Raw genomic sequence first — 23,076 nt, 5'->3', positions numbered from 1 at the left:
TCCTATTTGCGGTATTTGGATACGTAGTCGGACATGGTGGTCAGTTGGTAGCGCGAGACCTCGTTTGCGTCCTCGTTCTCGGCGAACACGGATGACACCATGACCGTGTCGGGCCGGTCGTAGAAGTCGATCTCGGCGAGCCCGCCGAAGAACTCGTCCCAATCGACATCGCCATCGCCGATCTTGAGGTGCTGATGCACCCGTGCCGCGTTGCCGGGCGGGTTGGTGATGTAGCGCAGCCCATGGCTGCGCCGGTGATCCATCGTGTCGGCGACGTGCACGAGGCGTAACCTGTTGCCCGCGGCGCGGATGATCTCAGTCATGTTGCCGCCCATGTGAAAAGTGTGGCAAGCGACGTAGACCATGCCGACGTTGGGCGAGTTCAGACCGCGGATGATGCGCAGCGCCTCCATCCCGTCCTCGACGAAATCGTCTGGGTGCGGGTCGATTCGAACGTCGATGCCCTCTCGCTCGAAGATCGGCAGCAGCTCCTCCATCGAGCGGAAGAACGCCCGTTCGGACTCCTCGGCCCGCTCGGGCCGTCCGGAGAACTCGGTGTTGATGACGTTGACGCCGAGGTCGACGGTGATCTGAATGACACGCTTCCAGTTGCGCATCGCCGCCTCGCGGGCATCCTCGTCGGGCCCTGACCACCGCAGCACGGGCAGCACCGACGCGATCCCGACGCCCGCGTCTGCGCATGCCTTGCGGAACTGGGCGACCAGTTCGTCGTCGGCGCGCGGGTGGTTGAAGAACGGGATGAAGTCGCGATGCGGCGTCAGCTGCAGGTACTCGTAGCCCAAGTCCGCGACGACGCGCGGGAAGTCGAGCAGGGCATGATCGTGGTGGAACGGCGTGGGGTCCAGGGCGATCTTCATCAGACGCTAACCCTTTCGGCGAGCTCGACATTGACGCGCTCGCCGGTTTCCATTGACCGAACACCCGCTTCGCACACCGCCGCTGCGGCGTAACCGTCCCACGCCGTAGGCCCGTCGACATTGACGCCGGACCTCACCGCGTCGACCCAGCGCTGCACCTCGATGTCGTATGCGGTGCCGAACCGTTCCCGGAAGCCCGGCGTGATCCGGCCACCCCATGTTCCAGGGGCCGACTTGCGGATCAATCCGATATCGAGACCGATTGTGGCGCTGCCCAGTTCACCGACGACCTCGGTGCGCACCTCATAGGCGACGCCAGTGGTGACGAAGACCTCGACGTCGACATGCCGGCCGCTGACGGTCTGGAAGATCGCGATCTGGGGATCCTGCAAACCCCGCGGTGCGCCGCGGTTCGGCGTCGGCTTGATGATCTGTATCGAGGCGATCTCCTCGCCCAGCAGGAAGCGCGCCACGTCGACCTCGTGCACCAGCGAGTCCCTGACCACCATCGCGGAGTCGAAACTCGGTCGCACCGCGGGGTTTCGGTGAACGCAATGCATCACCAGCGGCTGGCCCAGCTCGCCACCGTCGATGAGCGCCTTCAGCTGTTGGTACTCCGGGTCGAAGCGACGCATGAAGCCCACCTGAATCAGCGGTGTGCCCAGCGCCGCCTCTCGGCGCGCCACCTCAAGAGAGGACGCCGAATCGGTGGTCAGCGGCTTCTCGCACAGCACGGGCTTGCCTTGTTCGAGGCACGCCAGGAGTTGTTTCTCATGCGTCGGGCCCGGTGTGGCGAGCAGTATCGCGTCGACATCGTCGTCCGCGATGGCGTCAAACGGATCGTTGGCCACGCGAGCCCCTGGGACCGCGGCCGCGACTTCGGCCGCCTTCTCCTGCATGTAGTCATTGACGACGGCTACCTGTGCGCCGCTGATTCGACTGGTGATGCGTGCGACATGGTCGGCACCCATCATGCCGACACCCAGCACAGCAATACGTAAGTCTGACATGGTGTTTGGTCTCCTAGAACTTCACCGACGGCACACCGCACGACCCGAGGTAGCGGCGGGTGCGCTGCGCGATGGGTAGCGGCTGGTCGGGATCACACGGGTACATGTCCTGCTCGACGATCGCGAACACGTCGATGCCGAGCTTTTCGATGGCATCCAGCAGCGGCGGCATCTCGGGAATGCCGCGCGGCGGTTCGGTCATCGCACCGAGCTTCACCGCCTCGCCGAACGGCAGGTCTTCGGCCTCGACCTTGGCGCGCACCTCGGGATCGACCTGCTTGAGATGCAAGTACCCGATGCGGTCGGGGGCACGGTTGATGATCGCGAGGTTGTCGCCGCCGCAGTAGCTGATGTGACCGGTGTCCAGGCACAGGTTCACGAAGTCGGGATCCGTGCCGTCGAGGAAGCGGTAGACGTTCTCTTCGGTGTCGACGTGACTGTCCGCGTGCGGATGGTATTGCGCTCGCACACCGTACCTTTCGAACATCGCCTTACCGAGGTCGTTCATGCCGCCGGTCTTCTTCTTCCACTGCTCGGCGGTGAGACTGCGGTCCTCGAGCACCTGCCCGGTCGATGGGTCGCGCCACATCTCGGGAATGACCACGACGTGCTTACCGCCGACTGCGGCGGTCAACTTCGCGACGTCCTCGATCTGCTTCCACACTGTGTTCCATGCGCCGGCCGCACCGACTCCGTCCCGATGCAGATGCTCGAACACCGTTCCCGCGGACAGCTTCAGGTTGCGCGCCGCCAGTTCGTCGGACAACTTCTGCGGGTCGGTGGGCAGATAGCCGTACGGCCCCAGCTCGATCCACTGATAGCCAGAGTCGGCCACCTCGTCCAGAAAGCGGGTGTACGGCGTCTGGTTCGGATCGTCGGGGAACCACACGCCCCACGAGTCGGGCGCCGAGCCGACGCGAATAGTGCTCATTCGGATGGCCTTACGTACGCGCGCTGAACCTTCTTCCACTCGGCGTACGTCTCGTACGCCTCGCGGGTGGAGTCCAGAGCGGATACCTGACTGACCGGAACGTCCCACCAGGATTCGCTGTCCGGCGCATAGACCCGTGGGTCGGTTTCGACGTGGATGACCGTGGTGTGCTCGTTGGCCTTGGCCACTTTGACGGCATCGGTGAACTCGGCGGCGGTCGCCACGCGGATCACCTCGGCGCCCAGGCTGGCAGCGTTGGCTGCCAGGTCGACGGGCAGCTTGTCGCCCTGCAGGCGACCGGAGTCATCGCGGTAACGGTATGACGTACCAAACCGCTGCGAGCCCAACGACTCCGAGAGCGACCCGATCGACGCGAAACCGTGGTTCTGCACGAGCACGACGATGACCTTCACGCCCTCTTGAACCGCGGTGACCAACTCGGTCGCCATCATCAAATACGAGCCGTCGCCGACCATGACGAAGACGTCGCGGTCGGGGCTGGCCATCCTGATACCGATGCCGCCGGCCACCTCGTATCCCATACACGAGTAGCCGTATTCGACGTGATAGCCCTTGCGGTCGCGGGTACGCCACAGCTTGTGCAGATCGCCCGGCATCGAACCGGCAGCGCACACGACCACGTCGCGCGGATCGGACAACGTGTTCGCCAGCCCGATCACCTGGCTCTGATTCAGGGCGCTGCCATCGTCATCCACGCGGTATGCGGCTGAGACCGTAGCGTCCCAGTCCTTGGCGAGTTCAGCTGTGCGCGCACGATATTCGTCGCTCACCGAATAATCGCTCAGCGCATCCGACAGCGCGTCGAGCGCCTCGCGGGCGTCGGCCACAACCGACATCCCACCCTGTTTGACGGCGTCGAACGAGGCGACGTTGATGTTGACGAACCGCACGTGTGGGTCGTTGAACGCCGTCCGCGATGCGCTGGTGAAGTCGCTGTAGCGGGTGCCGATGCCGATCACCACATCGGCCTCGGCGGCCAGTGCGTTGGCTGCTGTGGTGCCAGTCGAACCGATCGCCCCGACAGACTGCCGGTGGTCATAGGGCAGCGATCCCTTGCCGGCCTGCGTCTCTGATACCGGGATGCCGGTCTTCTCGGCGAACGCCGCCAATGCGTCGTTGGCGCCGGAGTAGATGACGCCACCGCCTGCCACAATCAACGGCCGTTGCGCAGAGCGGATCACGTTGGCGGCCCTGGCGATCACCGCGCGCTCGGGCAGCGGTCGGGCGATGTGCCAAGTTCGTTCGGCGAACAGCGATTCCGGCCAGTCGAACGCCTCGGCCTGGACATCCTGGGGTAAGGCGACGGTCGCTGCCCCTGTTTCAATGGGATCGGTGAGCACGCGCATCGCGCCCAGCAGCGCGGCGGGCAGCTGTTCGGGGCGCCACACCCGGTCGAAGAATCGCGACAGCGGCTTGAACGCGTCGTTGACGGTGATCTCACCGTCATGAGGTAGCTCGAGCTGCTGCAACACGGGCGCGCTGGCGCGGGTGGCGAAGGTGTCCGACGGCAGCAGCAATACCGGCAGCCGGTTGATCGTGGCCAGCGCCGCCCCGGTCAACATGTTCGTCGAGCCAGGGCCGATGCTCGCGGTCACCGCCCACGCCTGCAACCGGTCCTTCTGGCGCGCATAGGCTGCCGCGGAATGCACCATCGCTTGCTCGTTGCGGCCCAACACATATCGCAGCTTGGGTTCGTTCTCGTCGACCTCGGCCTGCAGCAGCGCCTGGCCGATGCCAGCCACATTCCCGTGGCCGAAGATGCCGAAGCAACCGGCGAAGAACTTGCCGCGCTCACCGTCACGCTCGACGTACTGGTTGGCGAGGAACCGGATTGTGGCCTGGGCGACGGTGAGTCGAACGGTCGGCTCGGCGTCCGGAGTCTTGAAGACAGATGCTTTGGAGACCACGTCACACTCCTCGTGAACGCAGGGGCAGGCGGGGGTCGACGTCCTGGTGCTCCCAGGTGCCGCGCAGCCAGGCGTGTTCGGGATCGTCGACGATCTTCCAGGCCCGCTCGTCACCCGGGCCGGCCATCACATTCAGGTAGTACATGTGGTACCCGGGCGCCGCGACGGACGGGCCGTGGAAGCCGTGGGGGACCAACACGACGTCACCGCTGCGGACTTCCTCGAGCACCTCGATGGGGCGGTCGGGGGTGCCGTAGACGCGGTGGTACCCGAAGCCGCGGGAATCTGCCGGAGCGCCCCCGGGCGCGACATCGGGTCCACGCCCCGCATCGATTTCGAAGTAGTAGATCTCCTCGAGGGCGGATTCGACGGGAGTGTTCTCGTCATGCTTGTGCGCGGGATAGCTCGACCAGTTACCGCCGGGTGTGATGACTTCGCAGGCGATCAACGAGTCGGCCTCGAAAACCCCTGCGGCGCCGAAGTTGTGCACCTGGCGACTGCAGTTGCCCGTGCCACGCAACTCCACTGGCACGTCGACCGCGGCGACCCGGCGATTCGCCAGCTGACGCTTGGCCCGGGCCCCGCAGATTGCGAACCGTCCTTCACCGGAGAGCGTGTAGGTGTTGCGGGTGCCGATGTACACCATGTCGGCGGGCCCGTCGAAAACCGATGCGCGCGGGGACAGTTCGAATGCCTCGCCGTCGGACTCGACACTGCCTTGGCCCGCTAGCGGCAGGATCATCACCTCGGTGTCGCCCGTCGCCAGCGTGAGCGCCGACTCCAACTCCACCACCTTCAGGCTGGACTCGGTCCAGCCGGCCGACTCCGGTGTGACGTCGACGGTGTACGGGGCAGCGGCGCTGCGCGCGGGGATGTAGTACTTGCTATGCATGCTCACCTCACCATCGAGACAGCGGTCGCGACCGCGGAGCTGACATCGTCGTCGGCCGGATAGAGGAGCGTGCGGCCGACAATGAGGCCGCGCACCGACGGCAACCCAAGGGCCTTCTCCCAACTGGCGAAAGCCTCGTCGGGATCGGCGGGATCGCCGCCGAGCAGCAGTGTCGGCAGGGTCGTGGCCTCCATCACCCGGTCCATCTCGTCGACCACCGGCAGCTTCATCCACGTGTACGCCGACGTCGAGCCGAGGCCCTGGCCGATGTGGATCGACTTGATCACCGCGTCGGGGGACAGGTCGTTGCGTACCTTGCCGTCGACGCGCGTCGACATGAACGGCTCGACCATCGCGATCAGCCCGTGTGACGCAAGCTCGTCGACCGCCCGTGCGCACGCCTCAAGAGTGGTGACCGTGCCGGGATCGTCGAGATCGATGCGGCACAACATCTTTCCGCCGTTCATGCGTGCGGTGGCGGTGGCGGTTGCGGTGGCCGCGGTCATCCTGTCGTCGAGCTCGAATCGCGCACCGGCGAGGCCGCCGCGGTTCATCGACGAGAACACGACCTTGTCCTCGAGTGCGCCGAGCAACAGCAGGTCGTCGAGGATGTCGGCAGTGGCCAGTACGCCGTCGACGCCGGGATCTGCGAGCGCGGCCCTCAGCCGGTCGAGCAGATCGGTGCGACTATTCATCGCGGTGGGCCGCGAGCCGACCGCCAGCGCCCCGCGGGCAGGATGGTCGGCCGCGACGATCATCAGCCTGCCGTTGCCGCGCGTGGTCGGTCTGGTGGTGCGGTTCTGCCAAGCGCGGCCGATCGCGCCGGGATCGGTTGCCCGAAGTTCGGTGATCTCGGTGTAATCGGTGCACATCGCGTTAGACATTGACGGCCTCCACCGCGGCTTGCTCGGCGAGTTCGGCCACTTCCGCGGCTGTCGGCATCGCGGTCGAGCACTCCAGCCGCGAAGCAACGATGGCGCCGGCGGCGTTGGCGTACCGCAGCGTCTTCTCCAGCGGCCAGCCGTGCAGCAGTCCGTGGCAGAGGCTGCCGCCGAATGCGTCACCAGCCCCAAGGCCGTTGACCACGTCGACGTCGTTGGGCGCCACCATCACCGACGAGTGCCGCGTCTTGCCGAGGACTCCGCGGGGGCCCTGCTTGACGATCGCCAGCTCGACGCCGAGGTCGAGCAGCGCGTCGGCGGCCTTGCGCGGGTTGTGTTCACCGACTGCGATCTCGCATTCTTCGCGATTGCCCACGGCCACCGTCACGTGCTGCAGGGCGCGCTGAACCTGTTCGGTTGCGGCGGCAGGAGATTCCCAGAACATCGGCCGGTAGTCCAGGTCGAGCACGGTGAACTGCTTGCGCTGCCGAGTCTCCCAAGCCGCGAAATGTGCGCTGCGGCTTGGCTCTTCGGACAGCCCGGTGACCGTGGACCAGTACAACCTGGCATCGCGGACGGTATCGGAATCTATGTCGTCGGCGCAGACCTGCAGATCGGGCGCGCTGGGCCGACGATAGAAGTACAGCGGAAAGTTGTCCGGTGGAAAGATCTCGCAGAACGTGATGGGTGTCGGGTACTCGCCGTGCGTGGCGACGTAACGGTTGTCGACTCCGAGGTCGGCCAACTCGCGGCGGACAAAGGTGCCGAACGGGTCGTCGCCCACGCCGGAGATCAAGGCCGCGCGGTTGCCCAGCCGTGCCGCGGCCACGGTCACGTTGGCGGCGCTGCCGCCAAGGAACTTGCCGAAGGTGGTGACATCCTCCAGTCCGACACCGATCTGAAGGGGATAGATGTCGACGCCGCAGCGCCCGATGGCGAGGACGTCAAACGGCTGTGTCGTACTCAAAGTCAGCCTTCCAAGAAGTAGGTGATGGCTCGTATCGAGAGTGCCCCGCGTCACTCCGTGCTGTCAATACTTTGTCCTGACATTCTATCTTTTGATCATGCGATGTTAGGATGCAGCTACTGTTCATCTGGTCCCGCACGAGATCGGAGACGACGTGCCCCTGACGGTGGAGCTCGACAGATCCAGCCCTGTTCCTCTCTACTATCAGCTCGCCCAGGCCATCGAGGCCGCGATCCGCGACGGCGATCTGGCGCCCGGCGATCGCTTCGAAAACGAACTGGCGCTGGCAAAGCGGCTGACCCTGTCGCGGCCGACCACTCGACGCGCCATTCAGGAACTCGTCGACAAGGGCCTGCTGGTGCGCAAGCGGGGAGTTGGCACGCAGGTTGTGCAGAATCCCGTTCACCGTCGCGTCGAGTTGACGAGCCTGTTCGACGATCTGGTCCGCGCGGGCCAGGAACCCACGACGCAGCTGCTGGACTATCGCGTCGGGCCGCCGGACGAAGAGGTGGCGCGCGAACTGAGCCTGGCCGCCGACCGCGAGGTGGTGTCGATTTACCGGCTGCGATGCGCCAACGGCGAGCCGCTTGCGGTGATGACCAATCATCTGCCAGCCGAGATCGCACCGGATGCCGACGAGTTGGAGAGCAACGGGCTGTACCAGTCGCTGCGGGCGCGCGGTGTTCACATACGACTCGCGCGCCAGCGCATCGGCGCGCGTGGCGCGACCCGCTCGGAGGCTCGGCTGCTCGACGAGAAACCCAACGCGCCCTTGCTGACGATGTCGCGAACCGCGTTCGACGACTCCGGTAGCGCGGTCGAGTTCGGCATCCATTGCTATCGCGCTTCGCGTTACTACTTCGACACCACGCTGGTGGACCGCTAACGCGGCGTCTCTCTCGAAAATGGGCCATATGCCCTGGTGGACGTCTGTGCGGTGGCGGGGCATCGCGAGAGTAGGGAATATGACGGAATCCGCCCACCGGATCCCGTCATCTTTCCTACTCTCGGCGCGATTTTCTTCCTGGACCGCGGAGCGAAGCTCCCCTGGCTGCTGCTCGCGCTAAGAAGTGAACGCGCTGCGGAACGCTTCCAGCGCCGAGACGCTGTCGCCGGAAGCCCAGGCCTCCATGCCGATCGTCCCGGCAAAGTCGATGTCGCGCAACGCTTTCGCAATCGCGGGGTAGTTGATCTCGCCGGTGCCCGGTTCGCAGCGGCCTGGCACATCGGCGACCTGAATTTCGCCGATCGCATCGCCGCAGCGCCGGACCAGCTCGATGAGATTCCCTTCGCCGATCTGCGCGTGATACAGGTCGAGCATCATTTTCACGTTGGGATGGTCGACGGCTTCCACCAAGGCCAGCGTGTCCTTCGCCCGGGCCAGCGGGACGCCGGGGTGGTCGACGATCGTGTTGAGGTTCTCCACGCAGAACGTCACGCCGGCCGCCGCGCCGCGTTCGCCTATGCGCTCGAGTGTGCGCACCGCGGTCAGCCACATGTCGCCGGTGGCGCGATATCGAGGCCGGGCCGCTTGACCGTCGACCAGCTCTGCGGTGTGAAGGTTAAGGCGCGTAACGCCAAGCGTCTCAGCGGCTTTGATGGACAACTCGGCCGTCCGCAGAACCTCGTCGGCGGTTTGCGGGTCGATCAGATCACCGTGCAGGTAGCCGGTCATCGACGTGAATCGGGCGCCGGTAGCTGCCAGTGCCTGCAGGTCCTTGTCGTGCCAGCTCCAGATCTCGACCGCGAAGCCCATGTGATGGATGCGCCGCACACGGTCGATGATGGGCAGGTCCGTGAAGACCATCTCGGAACAGACTGCGAGCTCAAAGCCGCTCATGACCTTGTCACCTCCCACACGCTGACCAGCATGGACGCACCCTAACATTTGACCTGCAGTCCTAATGTCCGAACAAACTGTTGACTTTCGGGTGTGAGCCGTATTACATCGAGCTTTACAGGCGTGTCACGTCGTTCTCGAGAGCAAGGAGAAACAATGAGGTTCAGTCGGCTCGCTGCAATCGCCGGGGCGGGCGTGCTCGTTTTGGGTATCGCGTCATGTTCCGGTACCGGGGGAAAACCCGAGGAGTCGAACGGCGGCGGAGGCGGCGGCACCGTCGACACACCGCGGATGACGATCGCAATGATCACGCACGAAGTGCCCGGTGACTCCTTCTGGGATCTGATCCGCAAGGGCGCCGAGGCCGCGGCCAAGAAGGACAACATCGAGTTGCGGTACTCCAACGATCCCGAGGCGCCCAACCAAGCCAATCTGGTGCAGACCGCAATCGACAGTGGCGTCAAGGGCATCGCGGTGACGCTGGCCAAGCCCGACGCGATGAAAGCCGCGGTGCAGGCCGCCGAAGCCAAGGGGATCCCGGTGGTGGCGTTCAACGCCGGCCAGGATGCGTGGCAGGCAATGGGCGTCACGGAGTATTTCGGCCAGGACGGCTACGTGGCCGGCCAGGGTGCCGGCGACCGGCTGAAGACAGAGGGCGCCAAGAAGGCGATCTGCGTAATCCAGGAGCAGGGCCACGTTGACCTCGAGGCCCGCTGCGCCGGTGTGAAGAACACCTTCCCCGCGACCGAGAACCTCAACGTCAACGGCAAGGACATGCCTTCGGTCGAGTCGACGATCACCGCGAAGCTGCAACAGGATCCGAGCATCGACTACATCGTGACGCTGGGCGCGCCGTTCGCATTGACCGCCGTGCAGTCGGCAAAGAACGCGGGCAGTTCAGCCAAGGTGGGCACCTTCGACACGAATGCCGCCCTGGTAGATGCCATCGAGGCCGGCGACGTGCAGTGGGCGGTCGACCAACAGCCGTTCCTGCAGGGCTACCTTGCCGTCGACTCGCTGTGGCTCTACCTGACCAACGGCAACGTGATCGGCGGCGGCAAGCCGGTGCTGACTGGTCCGTCGTTCATCGACAAGTCGAACATCGAGGCGGTGGCGGAATACGCGAAGAACGGCACCCGCTGATGAGCGGTTGCGTGACGAAGGAAGAATGCTGATGAGTACAGGTGTTGACCTGTCTGAACGCAAGGTCGTTCACGACGAGCGGGTCAAGGAACGAAACCGTGTTCAGCGCTTGCTGATTCGGCCGGAAATGGGTGCGCTGATAGGCGCGGTCGTAATCTTCTTCGTCTTTACAATCGTGGCCCCGCCCTTCCGCACCCCCGACGCGCTGGCGAACGTGCTCTACGGAAGTTCGACCATCGGGATCATGGCGTGCGCGGTCGCATTGCTGATGATCGGCGGCGAATTCGATCTGTCGGCGGGTGTGGCCGTCACGACGAGTTCGCTCGCCGCGTCGATGCTCGCCTTCAACCTGCACCTCAACCTGTGGGTGGGCGCAGCATTGGCCCTCGTCCTGTCATTGGCGATTGGATTCTTCAACGGGTATCTGGTGATGAAGACCAAGATCCCGAGCTTCTTGATCACGCTGGGCACGCTTCTGATGCTTACCGGCGCCAATATCGCTGTGACCAAACTAGTTTCGGGACAGGTTGCCACGGCCAGCGTGAGCGATATGCAGGGCTGGGATTCGGCGCGAGCCGTGTTCGCGTCGACGCTGACGGTGTTTGGCGTGCAAGTGCGCATCACCGTGCTGTGGTGGGTGCTCTTCACCATCGTGGCGACTTATGTGTTGTTCAAGACGCGAATCGGCAACTGGATCTTCGCCGTCGGCGGTGACGAGGAGAGTGCTCGTGCGGTCGGCGTTCCGGTGACGAAGGTCAAGATCGGCCTGTTCATGTTCGTCGGATTTACGGCCTGGTTCGTCGGCATGCATCTGCTATTCACCTACAACACGGTGCAGTCCGGTCAAGGTCAAGGCCAAGAGTTCATCTACATCATCGCCGCGGTCATCGGCGGCTGCCTGCTCACCGGCGGATACGGAACGGCGATCGGCGCTGCGATCGGCGCGTTCATCTTCGGCATGGTCGAAAAGGGCATTGTCTACGCGGGCTGGGAACCTGACTGGTTCAAGTTCTTCATGGGCGGGATGCTGCTCTTTGCGGTGATCGCCAACAACGCATTCCGTAACTACGCCGCGAAGAGGTGACCCGTGACCACAACTGTTGATCGTCGAGTGGAAGAGGCCCCGTCTGGGGGCAAGGTGCCGCTGGTCGAGATGAAGGACATGGGCAAGTCGTACGGAAATATCGTTGCCCTTCAGGGCATTTCGTTGCGGGTGCATGCCGGCGAAGTGACGGCCATTCTTGGCGACAATGGCGCAGGAAAGTCGACGCTGATCAAGATCATCGCCGGATATCACCCGCAGACAGAAGGTGAGCTCCTGGTCGACGGTGAGTCGGTGAAGTTCAACTCACCAAAGGATGCGCTGGGCAAGGGTATAGCGACGGTTTACCAGAACCTCGCCGTCGTGCCGTTGATGCCGGTGTGGCGAAACTTCTTCCTGGGTCAGGAGATTCGGAAGAAGATCTTCCCATTCCCGTTGGACTCCAACGCGATGCGGGCCACCACGTTGACCGAGCTGTCCAAGATGGGCATCGACCTGCCCGACGTCGACGTGCCGATCGGTTCGCTGTCCGGCGGTCAGCGTCAGTGTGTGGCGATCGCGCGGGCGGTGTTCTTCGGTGCGCGCGTGCTGATTCTGGACGAGCCGACGGCTGCGCTGGGCGTCAAGCAGTCCGGCGTCGTGCTGAAGTACATCACCGCGGCCAAGGAGGCAGGGTTCGGCGTGGTGTTCATCACACACAATCCGCACCACGCGCACATGGTCGGCGACCATTTCGTGCTGCTCAACCGGGGTCGTCAGAAGCTGGACTGCACGTATGACGAAATCACACTCGAGCACCTGACGCAGGAGATGGCCGGCGGCGACGAGCTCGAGGCGCTGTCTCACGAATTGCGAGGTAAAGGCGCATAAACGAAGCCAGCGGGCCCCGCCGACCGAACAGGCCGGTGGGGCCTTGCTCGTGCAGTATTCGACAGGCGTTCACCTTGACGGCAGCGTGCCAGCTACGCCTATATCCCGCCGGCATTGCACAATGGGCGCATGGACTCGGATCGCGAACCGACGGCGCACACGCCAGTCTGGCGTGACCCGCTGTCGGCGGGCTGGCGGGCACACCGTGGATTGCTGTTGCTGCGGCTGCGCTGGCACGAACGCCGCCGCGAAACGCCAGCCAACGACCGGCAGCCCTAGCGCGGGGACATTCCTGCTGCCCGGTACGCGGCGTCGACGTACGCCATGTTCTCCACGGCATCAGCGGTGTCGAGGGGAAGCGGCGCGCCGTTCAGCACATGCGCGGCGAACGCTTCCAGCTGATAGGTGTACGACGGATGGGTGCCCAACCGCTCGACCGTGGTGCCTTCCGGTGTACGGACCGTGAGCCTGTCGTCGTCGTGCGGCCTGATGAAGTTGTGCGCCAGCACATCTCCCTTGGCGCCCACGATGCGCAGGGTGAACGCATAGTCGTCGGCCACCATCGAGTTGGCGCTCAATCCTGTTGCCCCGCTGGGAAACGCAAGGTCGACGTCGCACCAGGCATCGACGCCCGGGCTGCGTTGCTCGGCATGGGCCCGAATGACTGACGGGTGGCCCAACCGTCGCATGACGTGCAGCCCGTAGCAGCCGAGATCCATCAGCGCGCCACCGGCCAGCTCGAACGACCACCTCGGATCGCCGCCTTCCGGCGCAGGCATGGCCATCCTCACCTCGACATGGACCAGGTCACCCAGCGTGCCGTCCCGCGCCAGCTCTAACGCGCGCCGCGTCACCGGATGGAACAGGTAGTGAAAGCCCTCCATCACCGTGATTCCCTCGACGTCGGCGGCATCGGCAACGCGCTGCGCCTCCGCGCGATTGCGCGCGAACGGCTTTTCGGTCAGCACCGGCTTCCCGGCTTCTACAGCCGCCAGATTCCACGGCGCATGCAGCGAGTTCGCCAGCGGGTTGTATACGACGTCAACCTCGGGATCATTGATCACCTCGGCGTAGGACGTCAAAACCCGTTCCACGCCCTGCTTTTCGGCGAACGCGTGCGCGCGTTGCGGGTCGCGTGCGGCCACCGCGACAAGCCGGTGCCCCAGATCCCGGGCGGGCCCGACTATGGCCAGTTCGGCGATGCGCGACGCACCAAGCACGCCGATTCGCAGACTCACGCTGGAACGCACACGTCCCGCATGAACGCCACGCTGGTCCGTACGTCGCGGACTGGGCCCTCGTCGGTGGGCTCGCCGGCGAGGATCGTGTCCTGCTCCATCACGAACCAGCCGTCAAACCCGTTGCTGCGCAATGCCTTCACAATTCCAGCAATGTCCACATCGCCCGATCCGAGCGGCGTGTACATGCCCTGGCGCACCGCCTCGGTGTAGGTGAGCTCACCGGCCTGCACCCGGGCTGCCATGGCCGCGTCGACATCCTTCAGATGCGTATGAGCGATGCGATCGGGCATCTCGCGCGCCAGCTGCAGTGGATCCGTCCCCCCGATCAGCAGATGGCCCGTGTCGAGGCACAGCTGGATCTCCGATCCGTTCAGCACACGCTCTACGTCTTCGCGGGTTTCCACCATCGTGCCGACGTGCGGATGCAGCACGGCCAGCACGCCGCGTTCTGCCGCCGCCGCGGCCAGCATGTCCAAATTGTCGAGCAGCGTGGCCCATTGGTCGTCGTCGAGCGTCGGCCGTGAATCGTATCCGTCGGTACCGGTGGCCGCAGCGAGCACCAGAACATTCGCCCGGCATGCCACCAAGGCGTCAAGCGCACCCGCAACGTCGGGCAGCGGATCGTGCTCGGCATCGTGCAGCAGCACGGGAGCGAACGTGCCCACGCAACTCAGCCCGCTCGCGTTCAGTAACGCGTTGAGCTCCTCGGGGTTGGTCGGCAGGAAGCCTTCGGGCCCGAGCTCCGTGGCAGACAAGCCGACGTCGCGCATTTCGGCGAGTACGCGGTCAGGCGCGAGCTGGTAGCCCCAGCCGGGAACCTCGCACACGCCCCAAGAGATCGGTGCACCAGCGATTTTCAGGGATTTCACAGTGATCTCACTTCTTCGATCCGGACCGGGGCGCCGCGCTTGAACGACTCGGTGGCCGCCTCGGCCAGCCACGCAACTTCGACCGCGTCGGCCACCGTGCATGCCGGCGCGGCCTTGCCGTTGACCACATCGACGAACGCCGCCAATTCAGCACGGAACGCGTCGGTGAAGCGATCCATGAAGAAATGGTGCGCAGGACCGGCCGGAAACTCGTTGTCAGGATCCATATTTCGGACCGGTGCGCCCTGGTCCCAGCCGGCAACCACGGTGTCGTTAAAGCCATGAACCTCGAGTCGGCAGTCGTAGCCCCGACCGTTGTAGCGGGCGGCAGACACCACGCCGAGCGTGCCTCCTTCGAAGGTCACCACCACCGCCGCGGTGTCGACGTCGCCGTACTCCGCGAACCGCGGGTCGCCCTGCACGCTGCCGGTCGCATACACCTCGACCGCCTGCTGGCCGGTGATCCAGCGGATGACATCGAAATCGTGCACCGCGCAGTCGCGAAAGATGCCGCCGGAACCCGCGATGTACTCCATCGGCGGGGGAGCGGGATCCATCGTCGTACTGCGCACGGTGTGCAGCGCTCCCAGCGAACCGTTGTCCGCCGCACGCTTGGCGGCGGCGAACGCGGCGTCGAACCGCCGCTGATACCCCACCTGCACCGGCACACCGGAGCGGGCGATCACCTCGGCCACCCTGGCACTGTCGGTGGCCGTCGCGGCGATGGGCTTCTCACAGAAAGTGGGGAGGCCCCGCTCCACCGCCGCAAGCGTGAGCTCGGCGTGCGCGGGAGTCGCGGCAGACACCACGACGCCGTCCACTCCGGACGTCAGCAGTGCCTCGACCGAATCCACTGGTTTGGCACCATGTTTGGCCGCGACGGCGGCGACCACGTCGGGCCGCTCGTCGGTGACAACCAACCCGTCGATGCCGTCGAGCGCAGTGAGGGTGTCGGTGTGGAACGCGCCGATGCGTCCCAGCCCGATCACGCCGAGTGTTGTCATGGAACTCTCCGTTCGTCTTGGTCGCGCAGTGCGACCTCGAGTTCTTGCGGGCTGAGGTTGTCGGCCAGCGCTGCCAGCACCGTGTCGACCTGAGTTGGCGGCGCCAGACTGCCGATAGGTTGATCGCTGTCGAGGTTGGTGGGAAACGCGTACCCCTCGGCGGTCGCCACCACCGCGTTGACCACGTCTTGTTCCGGGCGGCCGGCGGCCTTCATCGCGAGCAGATGCGGGTAGACGGCGCGCACCATCGCGGTGCGGTCGAGCGCCTCCATCGCCCGCCCGAACGGCGAAGAGATCTGCAGCAGGTTGGCCATCCGATGGATGGCGGCCGAATTGTTCGACCCCGCACCGTGATACAGCGCCGGGTTGAAGAACGCCGCATCGCCCTTGCGCAGCGGCACCTGAACGTGGTGCTCGGCGAAGAAGTCCACGAACTCCGGCTGATTGAAGGCGATGTAGCCGCCGTCGAACCGCTGCGAGTATGGCAGCAGCATCGTCGGACCACTTTCCACCGGCATGTCGCAGTGGGCGACAGCGCCCTGGAGTGTCAGGACTGCTGACGCGCGGTGCAGGTGCGCCGGATACTGCGCAAGATGGTCGGCAGCGACGAAGCCCAGGTGATAATCGCGATGTGGAACCTGCTGCGTCCCACCGGGATTGACGACGTTGACTTGTGACGTGACCTGGTAACGCGGGCCGAGCCACGCTTGGCAGATGAGCGCAAGCGCGTCGTTCGCGTAGTACTCGGCGAACACGTCGGGCGCATGCAGCGCCAGCTTCTGCGCGGCGTTCCAGATACGGTCGTTGGCGCCCGGCTTGCCGAAGTGATCACCGGCGGCCGCGCCTGCGGCGTGCTGCGCGACGATGATGTCGAAGAACGCCTCGCTGGCCCGGTCGACGATGTCGGGGGAAAAGGCCCCCTCGAAGACCACGACACCTGGCCCGTCGGCCAGCGCCCGGATCAGCTCGGACTGCAGCGCGCGCCGATCGGACGGGTGCACCGCGTCGGCCACGTACACCAGGACGTTGCTGCGCACATCGTCGGCCAACGGGTAGTCGGCCAGAGCGGTATCGCGCAGCACCTGCGCGCGAAAGTCGTCGAGCCGGCAATCCGACTCATCGATCCATGGCTGGCGTGTGGTGCGCAGTGGTCCGGCCATGGCAGTTAGTCTTGCTGTGATTGCGACCGCATTCAACGCCAGAAACCCATCAAAAACCCCTCAGGACGGCGAGCAGAGAAAGCGAGCCCATGCCGCACCGCTACAAGGTTCGTGAGATCGCTCAGCAGTCCGGGTTGAGCGAGGCCACCGTCGACCGTGTCCTCAACGACCGCCCGGGGGTGCGGCACAACACCAGGGCCGAGGTGATGCAGGCGATCGCCGACCTTGACAAGCAGCGCGCGCAGTTACGCCTCAACGGCCGCCGCTACCTGATCGACGTCGTGATGCAAACCCCGCAGCGGTTCTCCGACGCCTTCCGCGCCGCGATCGAGGCCGAGCTGCCCGCCTTCGCGCCCGCCATGCTGCGGGCCCGCTTCCACTTGTGGGAGTCGGGGTCGACGGCGCAGATGGTCGATGCGCTGAGCCGCATCCGCGGCAGTCACGGCGTGGTGCTCAAGGCGCAAGACGAACCAGAGGTGGCAGAGGCCGTCGATCGCCTCGTGGAGGCCGGCGTCCCGGTGGTGACGTATACGACCGACGTCCCCGGCAGCGCCCGCTGCGGCTACGTCGGCATCGACAACCACGGAGCCGGGGTCACGGCCGCCTATCTGATGCGGCAATGGCTCGGCTCCGCGCCGTCGGATGTGCTGATCACGCTCAGTCGGACGGTGTTCCGCGGTGAGGGGGAGCGCGAAGTCGGTTTCCGGTCGGCGCTGCGCAGCTCCGGCCGCACGATCGTCGAGGTCAGTGACAGCGACGGCATCGACGCGACGAACGAACGCCTGGTGTTCGAAGCGCTCGAGCAGCACCCCGGCGTAGAGGCCGCTTACTCCGTCGGCGGCGGCAACACGGCCACGGTCGCGGCGTTCGACCGACTCGGCCGCGATTGTCGGGTTTTTATTGCGCACGACCTCGACGCTGATAACAGGCGGCTGCTGCGCGAAGGCCGGATCTCGGTCGTCCTGCACAACGACCTGCGCGCCGACGCGCGGCTGGCGATGCGGCTGATCCTGCAGGAACGCGGCGCGTTGCCCGTCGAACCGGCACGCCCGGCGCCGATCCAGGTCATCACGCCCTACAACCTGCCCGGCTAGCGCTAGCGGGCGGCTACCGATCGGTAACAATTTCCTTAGGAATGACGTTCCCGTTGACGTGACGAAAACCACACTTCTGTCTCATCCTGCCCGTCTCCACATCGGCTGAGCTGTGCGTTCGACCGGTCGTCACATGCGCGTTGCCAGCGAGTCGGGTAAAGGCCTACCTAAGAGAAGTGCAATAATCGGTACTGGCAGTGACATCAAAACTCCTGCGGACGTCCACTGACGGCGCGTCGGTCTGACCGCGACTCGGAGGACTTCGCTCACAACGCTCGAAAGGCAGGCGCGTGGGGGCCAACGGCAACGGGGCCAGTACAGGGTCGCGACAGAAGCTCGAAAAGGTCGTCATCCGCTTTGCTGGCGACTCCGGCGACGGCATGCAGCTCACCGGTGACCGATTCACTTCCGAAGCCGCGCTGTTCGGCAATGACCTTGCCACGCAACCGAATTACCCCGCCGAGATCCGGGCACCGCAGGGCACGCTTCCTGGCGTTTCCTCGTTCCAGATTCAGATTGCCGACTACGACATCCTCACCGCGGGGGACCGGCCCGATGTGCTCGTCGCGATGAACCCCGCCGCGCTGAAGGCCAATGTCTCCGATCTGCCTCGGGGCGGCCTGATCATCGCCAACTCCGACGAGTTCACCAAGCGGAATCTGGCGAAGGTGGGCTACGAAGCCAACCCGCTGGAGAGCGAAGAGCTGTCCGACTATGTCGTGCAGGCCATCCCGATGACCACGCTGACGCTTGGCGCCGTCGAGTCGATCGGTGCGACGAAGAAGGACGGCCAGCGCGCCAAGAACATGTTCGCGCTCGGACTGCTGTCGTGGATGTATGGCCGCGAACTCGAGCACAGCGAGGCGTTCATCCGCGAGAAGTTCGCTCGCAAGCCCGATATCGCCGAGGCCAACGTGCTGGCGCTGAAGGCCGGCTGGAACTACGGAGAAACCACCGAGGCGTTCGCCGTCACCTACGAGGTGTCGCCGGCCAAGCTCAAGACCGGCGAGTACCGGCAGATCTCCGGAAACACCGCGCTCGCCTACGGCCTCGTCACGGCCGGCCATCTCGGTGACCTGCAGCTGGTTCTCGGCACCTACCCGATCACCCCGGCGTCGGACATCCTGCACGAATTGTCCAAGCACAAGAACTTCAACGTCCTCACCTTCCAGGCCGAGGATGAGATCGCCGGCATCGGCGCGGCCATCGGCGCTTCCTACGGCGGGGCTCTCGGCGTCACCAGCACCTCAGGGCCCGGCATCTCGCTGAAATCGGAGGCCATGGGCCTGGCCGTGATGACCGAGCTTCCGCTGATCGTCATCGACGTTCAGCGCGGCGGCCCGTCGACCGGTCTGCCGACCAAGACCGAGCAGGCCGACCTACTGCAGGTGCTTTACGGGCGTAATGGCGAATCGCCGCTTGCGGTGCTGGCGCCGCGGTCGCCGTCGGACTGCTTCGACGTTGCCGTCGAAGCCGCACGAATCGCGGTCACGTATCACACGCCCGTCGTCATCCTTTCCGACGGCGCGATCGCCAATGGCTCTGAGCCGTGGCGGATTCCCGATGTCAGCAGCTACGCACCCATCGAGCACACGTTCGCGAAGTCCGGTGAGCCGTTCCAGCCGTATGCCCGCGACCCGGAGACGCTGGCCCGGCAATTCGCCATCCCCGGCACTGCCGGTCTGGAGCACCGCATCGGCGGCCTCGAGGCGGCCAACGGCTCCGGCAACATCTCATACGAGCCCAAGAACCACGACCTGATGGTGCGGCTGCGTCAGGAGAAGATCGACGGGATCAACGTTCCGGACCTCGAGGTCGACGATCCGAGCGGTGAAGCCGAACTGCTATTGCTCGGGTGGGGCAGCTCCTACGGCCCCATCGGCGAGGCGTGCCGGCGCGCGCGGCGCAAGGGCATCAACGTCGCCCACGCACATATCCGCCACCTCAGTCCGTTCCCGGCCAACCTCGGTGATGTCCTTGCGCGTTACCCGAAGGTCGTGCTGCCGGAGATGAACCTGGGACAGCTCGCACTGCTGCTGCGCGGCAAGTTCCTCGTAGACGTGCAATCGGTGACGAAGGTGGAAGGCATGGCGTTCCTGGCCGACGAGGTCGAGGGCATCATCGATGCCGCCCTGGACGGAACGCTGGGCGAAAAGGAAATGGACAAGGCCAAGTTCGCACGGTTGGCGGCCGCAACGGTCGAAACCGGCGTGACTGGCGTGGGAGTAAACGCATGACTGACGTGATCGGCGCCGATCTGGGACTGACCCCACTGTCGAAGATCAGTGGGGTGCCCACCACCGACGAACCCCAGAAGTCCAAGGACTTCACCAGCGACCAAGAGGTGCGCTGGTGCCCGGGCTGCGGTGACTACGTCATCCTCAACACGATCCGCAACTTCCTGCCCGAGCTCGGGCTACGGCGGGAGAACATCGCGTTCGTGTCCGGTATCGGATGCTCGAGCCGGTTCCCGTACTACCTGGAAACGTATGGCTTCCATTCGATTCACGGCCGCGCGCCGACCATCGCCACCGGCTTGGCGCTGGCCCGCGAAGACCTGTCGGTATGGGTTGTCACCGGCGACGGCGATGCACTGTCGATCGGCGGAAACCACCTGATCCATGCACTGCGCCGCAACATCAACCTCACGATCCTGTTGTTCAACAACCGGATCTACGGGCTGACCAAGGGCCAGTACTCGCCGACGTCGGAGGTCGGCAAGATCACCAAGTCCACCCCGATGGGTTCGTTGGACTATCCGTTCAATCCGGTGTCGCTCGCGCTGGGCGCCGAGGCGACGTTCGTCGGTCGCGCGTTGGACTCCGACCGCAAGGGCCTCTCGGAGGTACTCCGTGGCGCCGCCCAGCACCGTGGCGCCGCGCTGGTCGAGATCATGCAGGACTGCCCGATCTTCAACGACGGTTCCTTCGACGCGCTGCGCAAGGAAGGCGCCGAGGAGCGCCTGATCAACATCGTTCACGGCGAGCCGATCACCTTCGGCGCCGACGGCGAGTACTGCGTGATCAAGTCCGGCTTCGGGCTGGAGGTCGCCAAGACCGCCGATGTGTCCGCCGACGAGATCGTCGTGCACGACGCGCAGATCGACGACCCGGCGTACGCGTTCGCGCTGTCGAGGCTTTCCGAGCAGAACCTCGAGCACATGGTGATGGGCATCTTCCGTCAGGTCAGCAGGCCCACCTACGACGACGCAGCGCGTCAGCAGCTGGTCGCCGCGCGTGACGCCAAGGCGCACGACACGGCGGCACTGCAATCGCTGCTGCGGGGTAAAGACACCTGGACCGTCGACTAACGTCACCGGCGTGACAACTTCGATTCCGCTGGCCGCCGTTGTGCTGGCGGGCGGGGCCTCGCGCCGGATGGGTCGCGACAAGGCCACGGTGATTTTTGAAGGCCCCACGGGGGCTAAGACCTTCGTCGAGCACATGGTGTCGGTCGTCAGCCCTCGCTGTTCCCCGGTATTCGTGATCGCCGCTCCGGGACAAGCCCTTCCGAGCCTGCAGGCCGAGGTGCTGCGCGACGAGGTGCGCGGCGTCGGGCCGCTGCTGGCCACCGGCCGCGGACTGCGAGCGGCCGCCGAAGCCGGGGTCGAGTTGGCGTTCGTATGCGCGGTGGATATGCCGCTGCTATCCACCGATCTGATCGATGAACTCGCCGGGCCCGCCGTGCGTCTCGGCGCCGACGTGGTGCTGCCATGGGATGGCCGCGATCACTACCTTGCCGGGGTCTACCGGACGTCGCTGGCCGACCACGTCGATGCCCTGGTCGCTGCGGGTGAGCGCAGCATGCGAGCGCTGGTTGAGACGGTCGATACCCAACGGATCGTGATGCCTGAGCAGCCGTCGTTGACGAACGTGAACACTGCTGCCGATCTGACGGCGATCCCGCCACGTATTGGCTAGCAAATTTCCCGATAAAGGCACTTTGAATTTCACCTTTTAGTGTCTGTTATTCATTGGCACTAATTGTGACGCTTAACGTCGTGATAAACACCACCTAGCCGTGACATGCGCCGTCGGAATACGGCGCAGACGCTCGCGATAGGCGTCCCGAAATCTCGTACACGGCAAGTATTTTGAGACACGTCAGTCGGGATGTGCGGCAATTCGAGCACATTTCGTGCGGGACTTTGGATCTCACGCTGTCGTCGGCCAAGAGCCGGGCGCTGCGTCGACGGCGGAAACGGCCGGCGGAGCCGCGCTTGTGCGTGCCGATGCCGCAGGGGCCCGAGCATGTGCGCTCAAGCAGGGCGGCACCACTAAGTTCAAATACGTTGTTCTGCAGTAGGATTCACCGCCATAGCTGGCCACGAACACGCGAAAATCCTGAACGTGCACTCAATGTTCGAGCCTTGCCGAACGACATGAAAACTCTGCGCTCGTAACTGATTTCGCCATCTCCAGGTGCCCGCAGGTCTGCAGGCCCTCCTAGCGAACCCCAGTGTGAAAGGTGGGGCGTGAGTGGCCCTGACCTGCGATTTTCGTGTCCGCGGTGGACATTCGGGTGCCTAGTACGCGGTTCAAACATCGAAATGCCGTGTTCCAGCTCACAAAATCATGGTGATTTGGCTCACCACGACACGCGCGCGCAGCCAATTCCGCGCACCCGTCAAACTCACAGCTGACCTGCATAGACGTTTCTCAGGTTCGGTCGTGATCATCTCGTGATCTGTCCGCGACACGCGCTTCGGCGGATATGACTAATCGCCGTCGGCTTTGTACGGTCCAAGCAGCTTCAACGGAGCAAATAATTCAAAACCCACGAACCTGCGTGTGAGTGGGGCTGCGGGAGGCGGGATCGCCTTCAGCAGCCGCCGGGCCTGACGCCCGGTGAGGCACTTCTTGCCTCCCCTGTCGCGTCTGACCGAGACGGCGCGACCCAACTCTCTTGCCTGTGTACAGGCAGCTACGCCCGTGCCCTAAGCGCGGGTGTTGATGGCGCGCGCTTGGCGAAAGGAACGAAGTGAAGAACATCCGCAAGACGTTTGGTCTGGCCACCATTGCCGGTGCGCTTGCTGTGGCACCGATGGCGCTGGCGACCGGCACCGCGAATGCGGACAGCGTGAACTGGGACGCTGTCGCGGCCTGCGAGTCCGGCGGCAACTGGGCGATCAACACCGGTAACGGCTACTACGGCGGCCTGCAGTTCACCATGGGAACCTGGCGCTCCAACGGCGGCAGCGGTTCACCCCACAATGCGAGCCGTGAGGAGCAGATCCGCGTCGCCGAGAACGTGCTGCGGTCACAGGGCATCGGCGCGTGGCCGACCTGCGGCGGGCGCGGCTAGCACCCGATCGACGATTAGGAGG

General features: G+C 64.9%; 21 protein-coding genes and 1 pseudogene. 10 read left to right on the top strand and 12 right to left on the bottom strand.

From position 1 onward, the window contains the following. Window positions 1-2 precede the first annotated feature (2 nt). The 7 genes from VFH65_RS05240 to iolC are packed head-to-tail and all read right to left on the bottom strand — an operon-like array spanning window position 3 to window position 7,487. Entirely contained in the window at window positions 3-878 is an 876-nt protein-coding gene (locus tag VFH65_RS05240) for a sugar phosphate isomerase/epimerase family protein (protein ID WP_353320089.1), read from the bottom strand. Further along, window positions 878-1,888 (bottom strand): Gfo/Idh/MocA family protein, encoded by a 1,011-nt coding sequence (locus VFH65_RS05235; RefSeq protein ID WP_353320088.1) that lies wholly within the window; start codon window positions 1,886-1,888, stop codon window positions 878-880. The genes VFH65_RS05240 and VFH65_RS05235 overlap by 1 nt, the downstream gene beginning before the upstream one ends. A 13-nt stretch (window positions 1,889-1,901) precedes the next feature. After that, window positions 1,902-2,819 (bottom strand): sugar phosphate isomerase/epimerase family protein, encoded by a 918-nt coding sequence (locus VFH65_RS05230; RefSeq protein WP_353320087.1) that lies wholly within the window; start codon window positions 2,817-2,819, stop codon window positions 1,902-1,904. Next, the gene (gene iolD, locus VFH65_RS05225) at window positions 2,816-4,747 is read right to left on the bottom strand and encodes a 3D-(3,5/4)-trihydroxycyclohexane-1,2-dione acylhydrolase (decyclizing) (RefSeq protein ID WP_353320086.1); all 1,932 of its coding nucleotides are present in this window, start codon (window positions 4,745-4,747) and stop codon (window positions 2,816-2,818) included. Before iolD ends, VFH65_RS05230 begins: the two co-directional genes overlap by 4 nt. A 1-nt stretch (window position 4,748) precedes the next feature. Further along, window positions 4,749-5,639, bottom strand: coding sequence for a 5-deoxy-glucuronate isomerase (gene iolB, locus VFH65_RS05220; protein WP_353320105.1), 891 nt, complete (start codon window positions 5,637-5,639; stop codon window positions 4,749-4,751). Window positions 5,640-5,641: 2 nt separating this feature from the next. Next, entirely contained in the window at window positions 5,642-6,523 is an 882-nt protein-coding gene (locus VFH65_RS05215; protein WP_353320085.1) for a Cgl0159 family (beta/alpha)8-fold protein, read from the bottom strand. Beyond that, window positions 6,516-7,487: a 5-dehydro-2-deoxygluconokinase gene (iolC, locus tag VFH65_RS05210; RefSeq protein WP_353320084.1), complete on the bottom strand. Its 972-nt coding sequence runs from the start codon at window positions 7,485-7,487 to the stop codon at window positions 6,516-6,518. The genes VFH65_RS05215 and iolC overlap by 8 nt, the downstream gene beginning before the upstream one ends. A gap of 154 nt (window positions 7,488-7,641) precedes the next feature. Between iolC and VFH65_RS05205 the strand changes: the two genes are divergently transcribed. After that, entirely contained in the window at window positions 7,642-8,373 is a 732-nt protein-coding gene (locus VFH65_RS05205) for a GntR family transcriptional regulator (protein WP_353320083.1), read from the top strand. A 177-nt stretch (window positions 8,374-8,550) separates the two neighbouring features. On the opposite strand, the gene VFH65_RS05200 is transcribed toward VFH65_RS05205, so the two are convergent. Further along, complete coding sequence (locus tag VFH65_RS05200; protein ID WP_353320082.1) at window positions 8,551-9,327, bottom strand: TIM barrel protein; 777 nt, start codon at window positions 9,325-9,327, stop codon at window positions 8,551-8,553. Between the two features lie 156 nt (window positions 9,328-9,483). On the opposite strand from VFH65_RS05200, the gene VFH65_RS05195 reads away from it, so the two are divergent. The 4 genes from VFH65_RS05195 to VFH65_RS05180 all read left to right on the top strand — a co-directional run bounded on the left by VFH65_RS05195 (window position 9,484) and on the right by VFH65_RS05180 (window position 12,661). Next, entirely contained in the window at window positions 9,484-10,470 is a 987-nt protein-coding gene (locus tag VFH65_RS05195) for a substrate-binding domain-containing protein (protein ID WP_353320081.1), read from the top strand. A gap of 31 nt (window positions 10,471-10,501) precedes the next feature. Then, complete coding sequence (locus tag VFH65_RS05190; protein ID WP_353320080.1) at window positions 10,502-11,554, top strand: ABC transporter permease; 1,053 nt, start codon at window positions 10,502-10,504, stop codon at window positions 11,552-11,554. A gap of 3 nt (window positions 11,555-11,557) precedes the next feature. Then, window positions 11,558-12,382, top strand: coding sequence for an ATP-binding cassette domain-containing protein (locus tag VFH65_RS05185; protein WP_353320079.1), 825 nt, complete (start codon window positions 11,558-11,560; stop codon window positions 12,380-12,382). Between the two features lie 129 nt (window positions 12,383-12,511). Beyond that, window positions 12,512-12,661 (top strand): hypothetical protein, encoded by a 150-nt coding sequence (locus tag VFH65_RS05180; RefSeq protein ID WP_353320078.1) that lies wholly within the window; start codon window positions 12,512-12,514, stop codon window positions 12,659-12,661. Here the strand turns inward: VFH65_RS05180 and VFH65_RS05175 are convergent. The 4 genes from VFH65_RS05175 to VFH65_RS05160 are packed head-to-tail and all read right to left on the bottom strand — an operon-like array spanning window position 12,658 to window position 16,656. After that, complete coding sequence (locus VFH65_RS05175; RefSeq protein ID WP_353320077.1) at window positions 12,658-13,620, bottom strand: Gfo/Idh/MocA family protein; 963 nt, start codon at window positions 13,618-13,620, stop codon at window positions 12,658-12,660. The two genes, VFH65_RS05180 and VFH65_RS05175, sit on opposite strands and share 4 nt — an antisense overlap. Then, window positions 13,617-14,492 carry a sugar phosphate isomerase/epimerase family protein gene (locus tag VFH65_RS05170; RefSeq protein ID WP_353320076.1) on the bottom strand — a complete coding sequence of 292 codons (876 nt, stop codon included), beginning with the start codon at window positions 14,490-14,492 and terminating at the stop codon, window positions 13,617-13,619. Before VFH65_RS05170 ends, VFH65_RS05175 begins: the two co-directional genes overlap by 4 nt. After that, window positions 14,489-15,496: a Gfo/Idh/MocA family protein gene (locus tag VFH65_RS05165; protein ID WP_353320075.1), complete on the bottom strand. Its 1,008-nt coding sequence runs from the start codon at window positions 15,494-15,496 to the stop codon at window positions 14,489-14,491. Before VFH65_RS05165 ends, VFH65_RS05170 begins: the two co-directional genes overlap by 4 nt. Further along, on the bottom strand, window positions 15,493-16,656 hold the full coding sequence (locus VFH65_RS05160; protein ID WP_353320074.1) for a phytanoyl-CoA dioxygenase family protein: 1,164 nt from the start codon (window positions 16,654-16,656) through the stop codon (window positions 15,493-15,495). Before VFH65_RS05160 ends, VFH65_RS05165 begins: the two co-directional genes overlap by 4 nt. Window positions 16,657-16,745: 89 nt before the next feature. Between VFH65_RS05160 and VFH65_RS05155 the strand changes: the two genes are divergently transcribed. The 5 genes and pseudogenes from VFH65_RS05155 to VFH65_RS05135 form a co-directional block, all read left to right on the top strand. Continuing rightward, on the top strand, window positions 16,746-17,750 hold the full coding sequence (locus VFH65_RS05155) for a LacI family DNA-binding transcriptional regulator (RefSeq protein ID WP_353320073.1): 1,005 nt from the start codon (window positions 16,746-16,748) through the stop codon (window positions 17,748-17,750). Between the two features lie 290 nt (window positions 17,751-18,040). Continuing rightward, window positions 18,041-19,987, top strand: a complete 1,947-nt coding sequence (locus VFH65_RS05150; RefSeq protein ID WP_353320072.1) for a 2-oxoacid:acceptor oxidoreductase subunit alpha — start codon at window positions 18,041-18,043, stop codon at window positions 19,985-19,987. After that, on the top strand, window positions 19,984-21,060 hold the full coding sequence (locus VFH65_RS05145) for a 2-oxoacid:ferredoxin oxidoreductase subunit beta (protein ID WP_353320071.1): 1,077 nt from the start codon (window positions 19,984-19,986) through the stop codon (window positions 21,058-21,060). The genes VFH65_RS05150 and VFH65_RS05145 overlap by 4 nt, the downstream gene beginning before the upstream one ends. A gap of 10 nt (window positions 21,061-21,070) precedes the next feature. Beyond that, window positions 21,071-21,670, top strand: a complete 600-nt coding sequence (gene mobA, locus VFH65_RS05140) for a molybdenum cofactor guanylyltransferase (RefSeq protein ID WP_353320070.1) — start codon at window positions 21,071-21,073, stop codon at window positions 21,668-21,670. 1,150 nt (window positions 21,671-22,820) lie between these two features. Next, window positions 22,821-23,054: pseudogene (locus VFH65_RS05135) on the top strand (transglycosylase family protein); the annotation flags it as partial. Window positions 23,055-23,076 lie beyond the last annotated feature (22 nt).

Origin of the sequence: Mycobacterium sp., assembly GCF_035697385.1 — a bacterium.
GTDB lineage: Bacteria > Actinomycetota > Actinomycetes > Mycobacteriales > Mycobacteriaceae > Mycobacterium.
This window is presented reverse-complemented; position numbering and strand designations above follow the sequence as displayed.

Bases quoted from the DNA above. Each gene is read 5' to 3' on its own strand.
- VFH65_RS05145 (WP_353320071.1), top strand. From the start codon at position 19,984: ATGACTGACGTGATCGGCGCCGATCTGGGACTGACCCCACTGTCGAAG.
- VFH65_RS05165 (WP_353320075.1), bottom strand. From the start codon at position 15,496: ATGACAACACTCGGCGTGATCGGGCTGGGACGCATCGGCGCGTTCCAC.
- iolB (WP_353320105.1), bottom strand. From the start codon at position 5,639: ATGCATAGCAAGTACTACATCCCCGCGCGCAGCGCCGCTGCCCCGTAC.
- VFH65_RS05240 (WP_353320089.1), bottom strand. From the start codon at position 878: ATGAAGATCGCCCTGGACCCCACGCCGTTCCACCACGATCATGCCCTG.
- VFH65_RS05180 (WP_353320078.1), top strand. From the start codon at position 12,512: ATGGACTCGGATCGCGAACCGACGGCGCACACGCCAGTCTGGCGTGAC.
- VFH65_RS05230 (WP_353320087.1), bottom strand. From the start codon at position 2,819: ATGAGCACTATTCGCGTCGGCTCGGCGCCCGACTCGTGGGGCGTGTGG.
- VFH65_RS05155 (WP_353320073.1), top strand. From the start codon at position 16,746: ATGCCGCACCGCTACAAGGTTCGTGAGATCGCTCAGCAGTCCGGGTTG.
- VFH65_RS05215 (WP_353320085.1), bottom strand. From the start codon at position 6,523: ATGTCTAACGCGATGTGCACCGATTACACCGAGATCACCGAACTTCGG.
- VFH65_RS05235 (WP_353320088.1), bottom strand. From the start codon at position 1,888: ATGTCAGACTTACGTATTGCTGTGCTGGGTGTCGGCATGATGGGTGCC.
- VFH65_RS05190 (WP_353320080.1), top strand. From the start codon at position 10,502: ATGAGTACAGGTGTTGACCTGTCTGAACGCAAGGTCGTTCACGACGAG.
- VFH65_RS05195 (WP_353320081.1), top strand. From the start codon at position 9,484: ATGAGGTTCAGTCGGCTCGCTGCAATCGCCGGGGCGGGCGTGCTCGTT.
- VFH65_RS05160 (WP_353320074.1), bottom strand. From the start codon at position 16,656: ATGGCCGGACCACTGCGCACCACACGCCAGCCATGGATCGATGAGTCG.
- VFH65_RS05200 (WP_353320082.1), bottom strand. From the start codon at position 9,327: ATGAGCGGCTTTGAGCTCGCAGTCTGTTCCGAGATGGTCTTCACGGAC.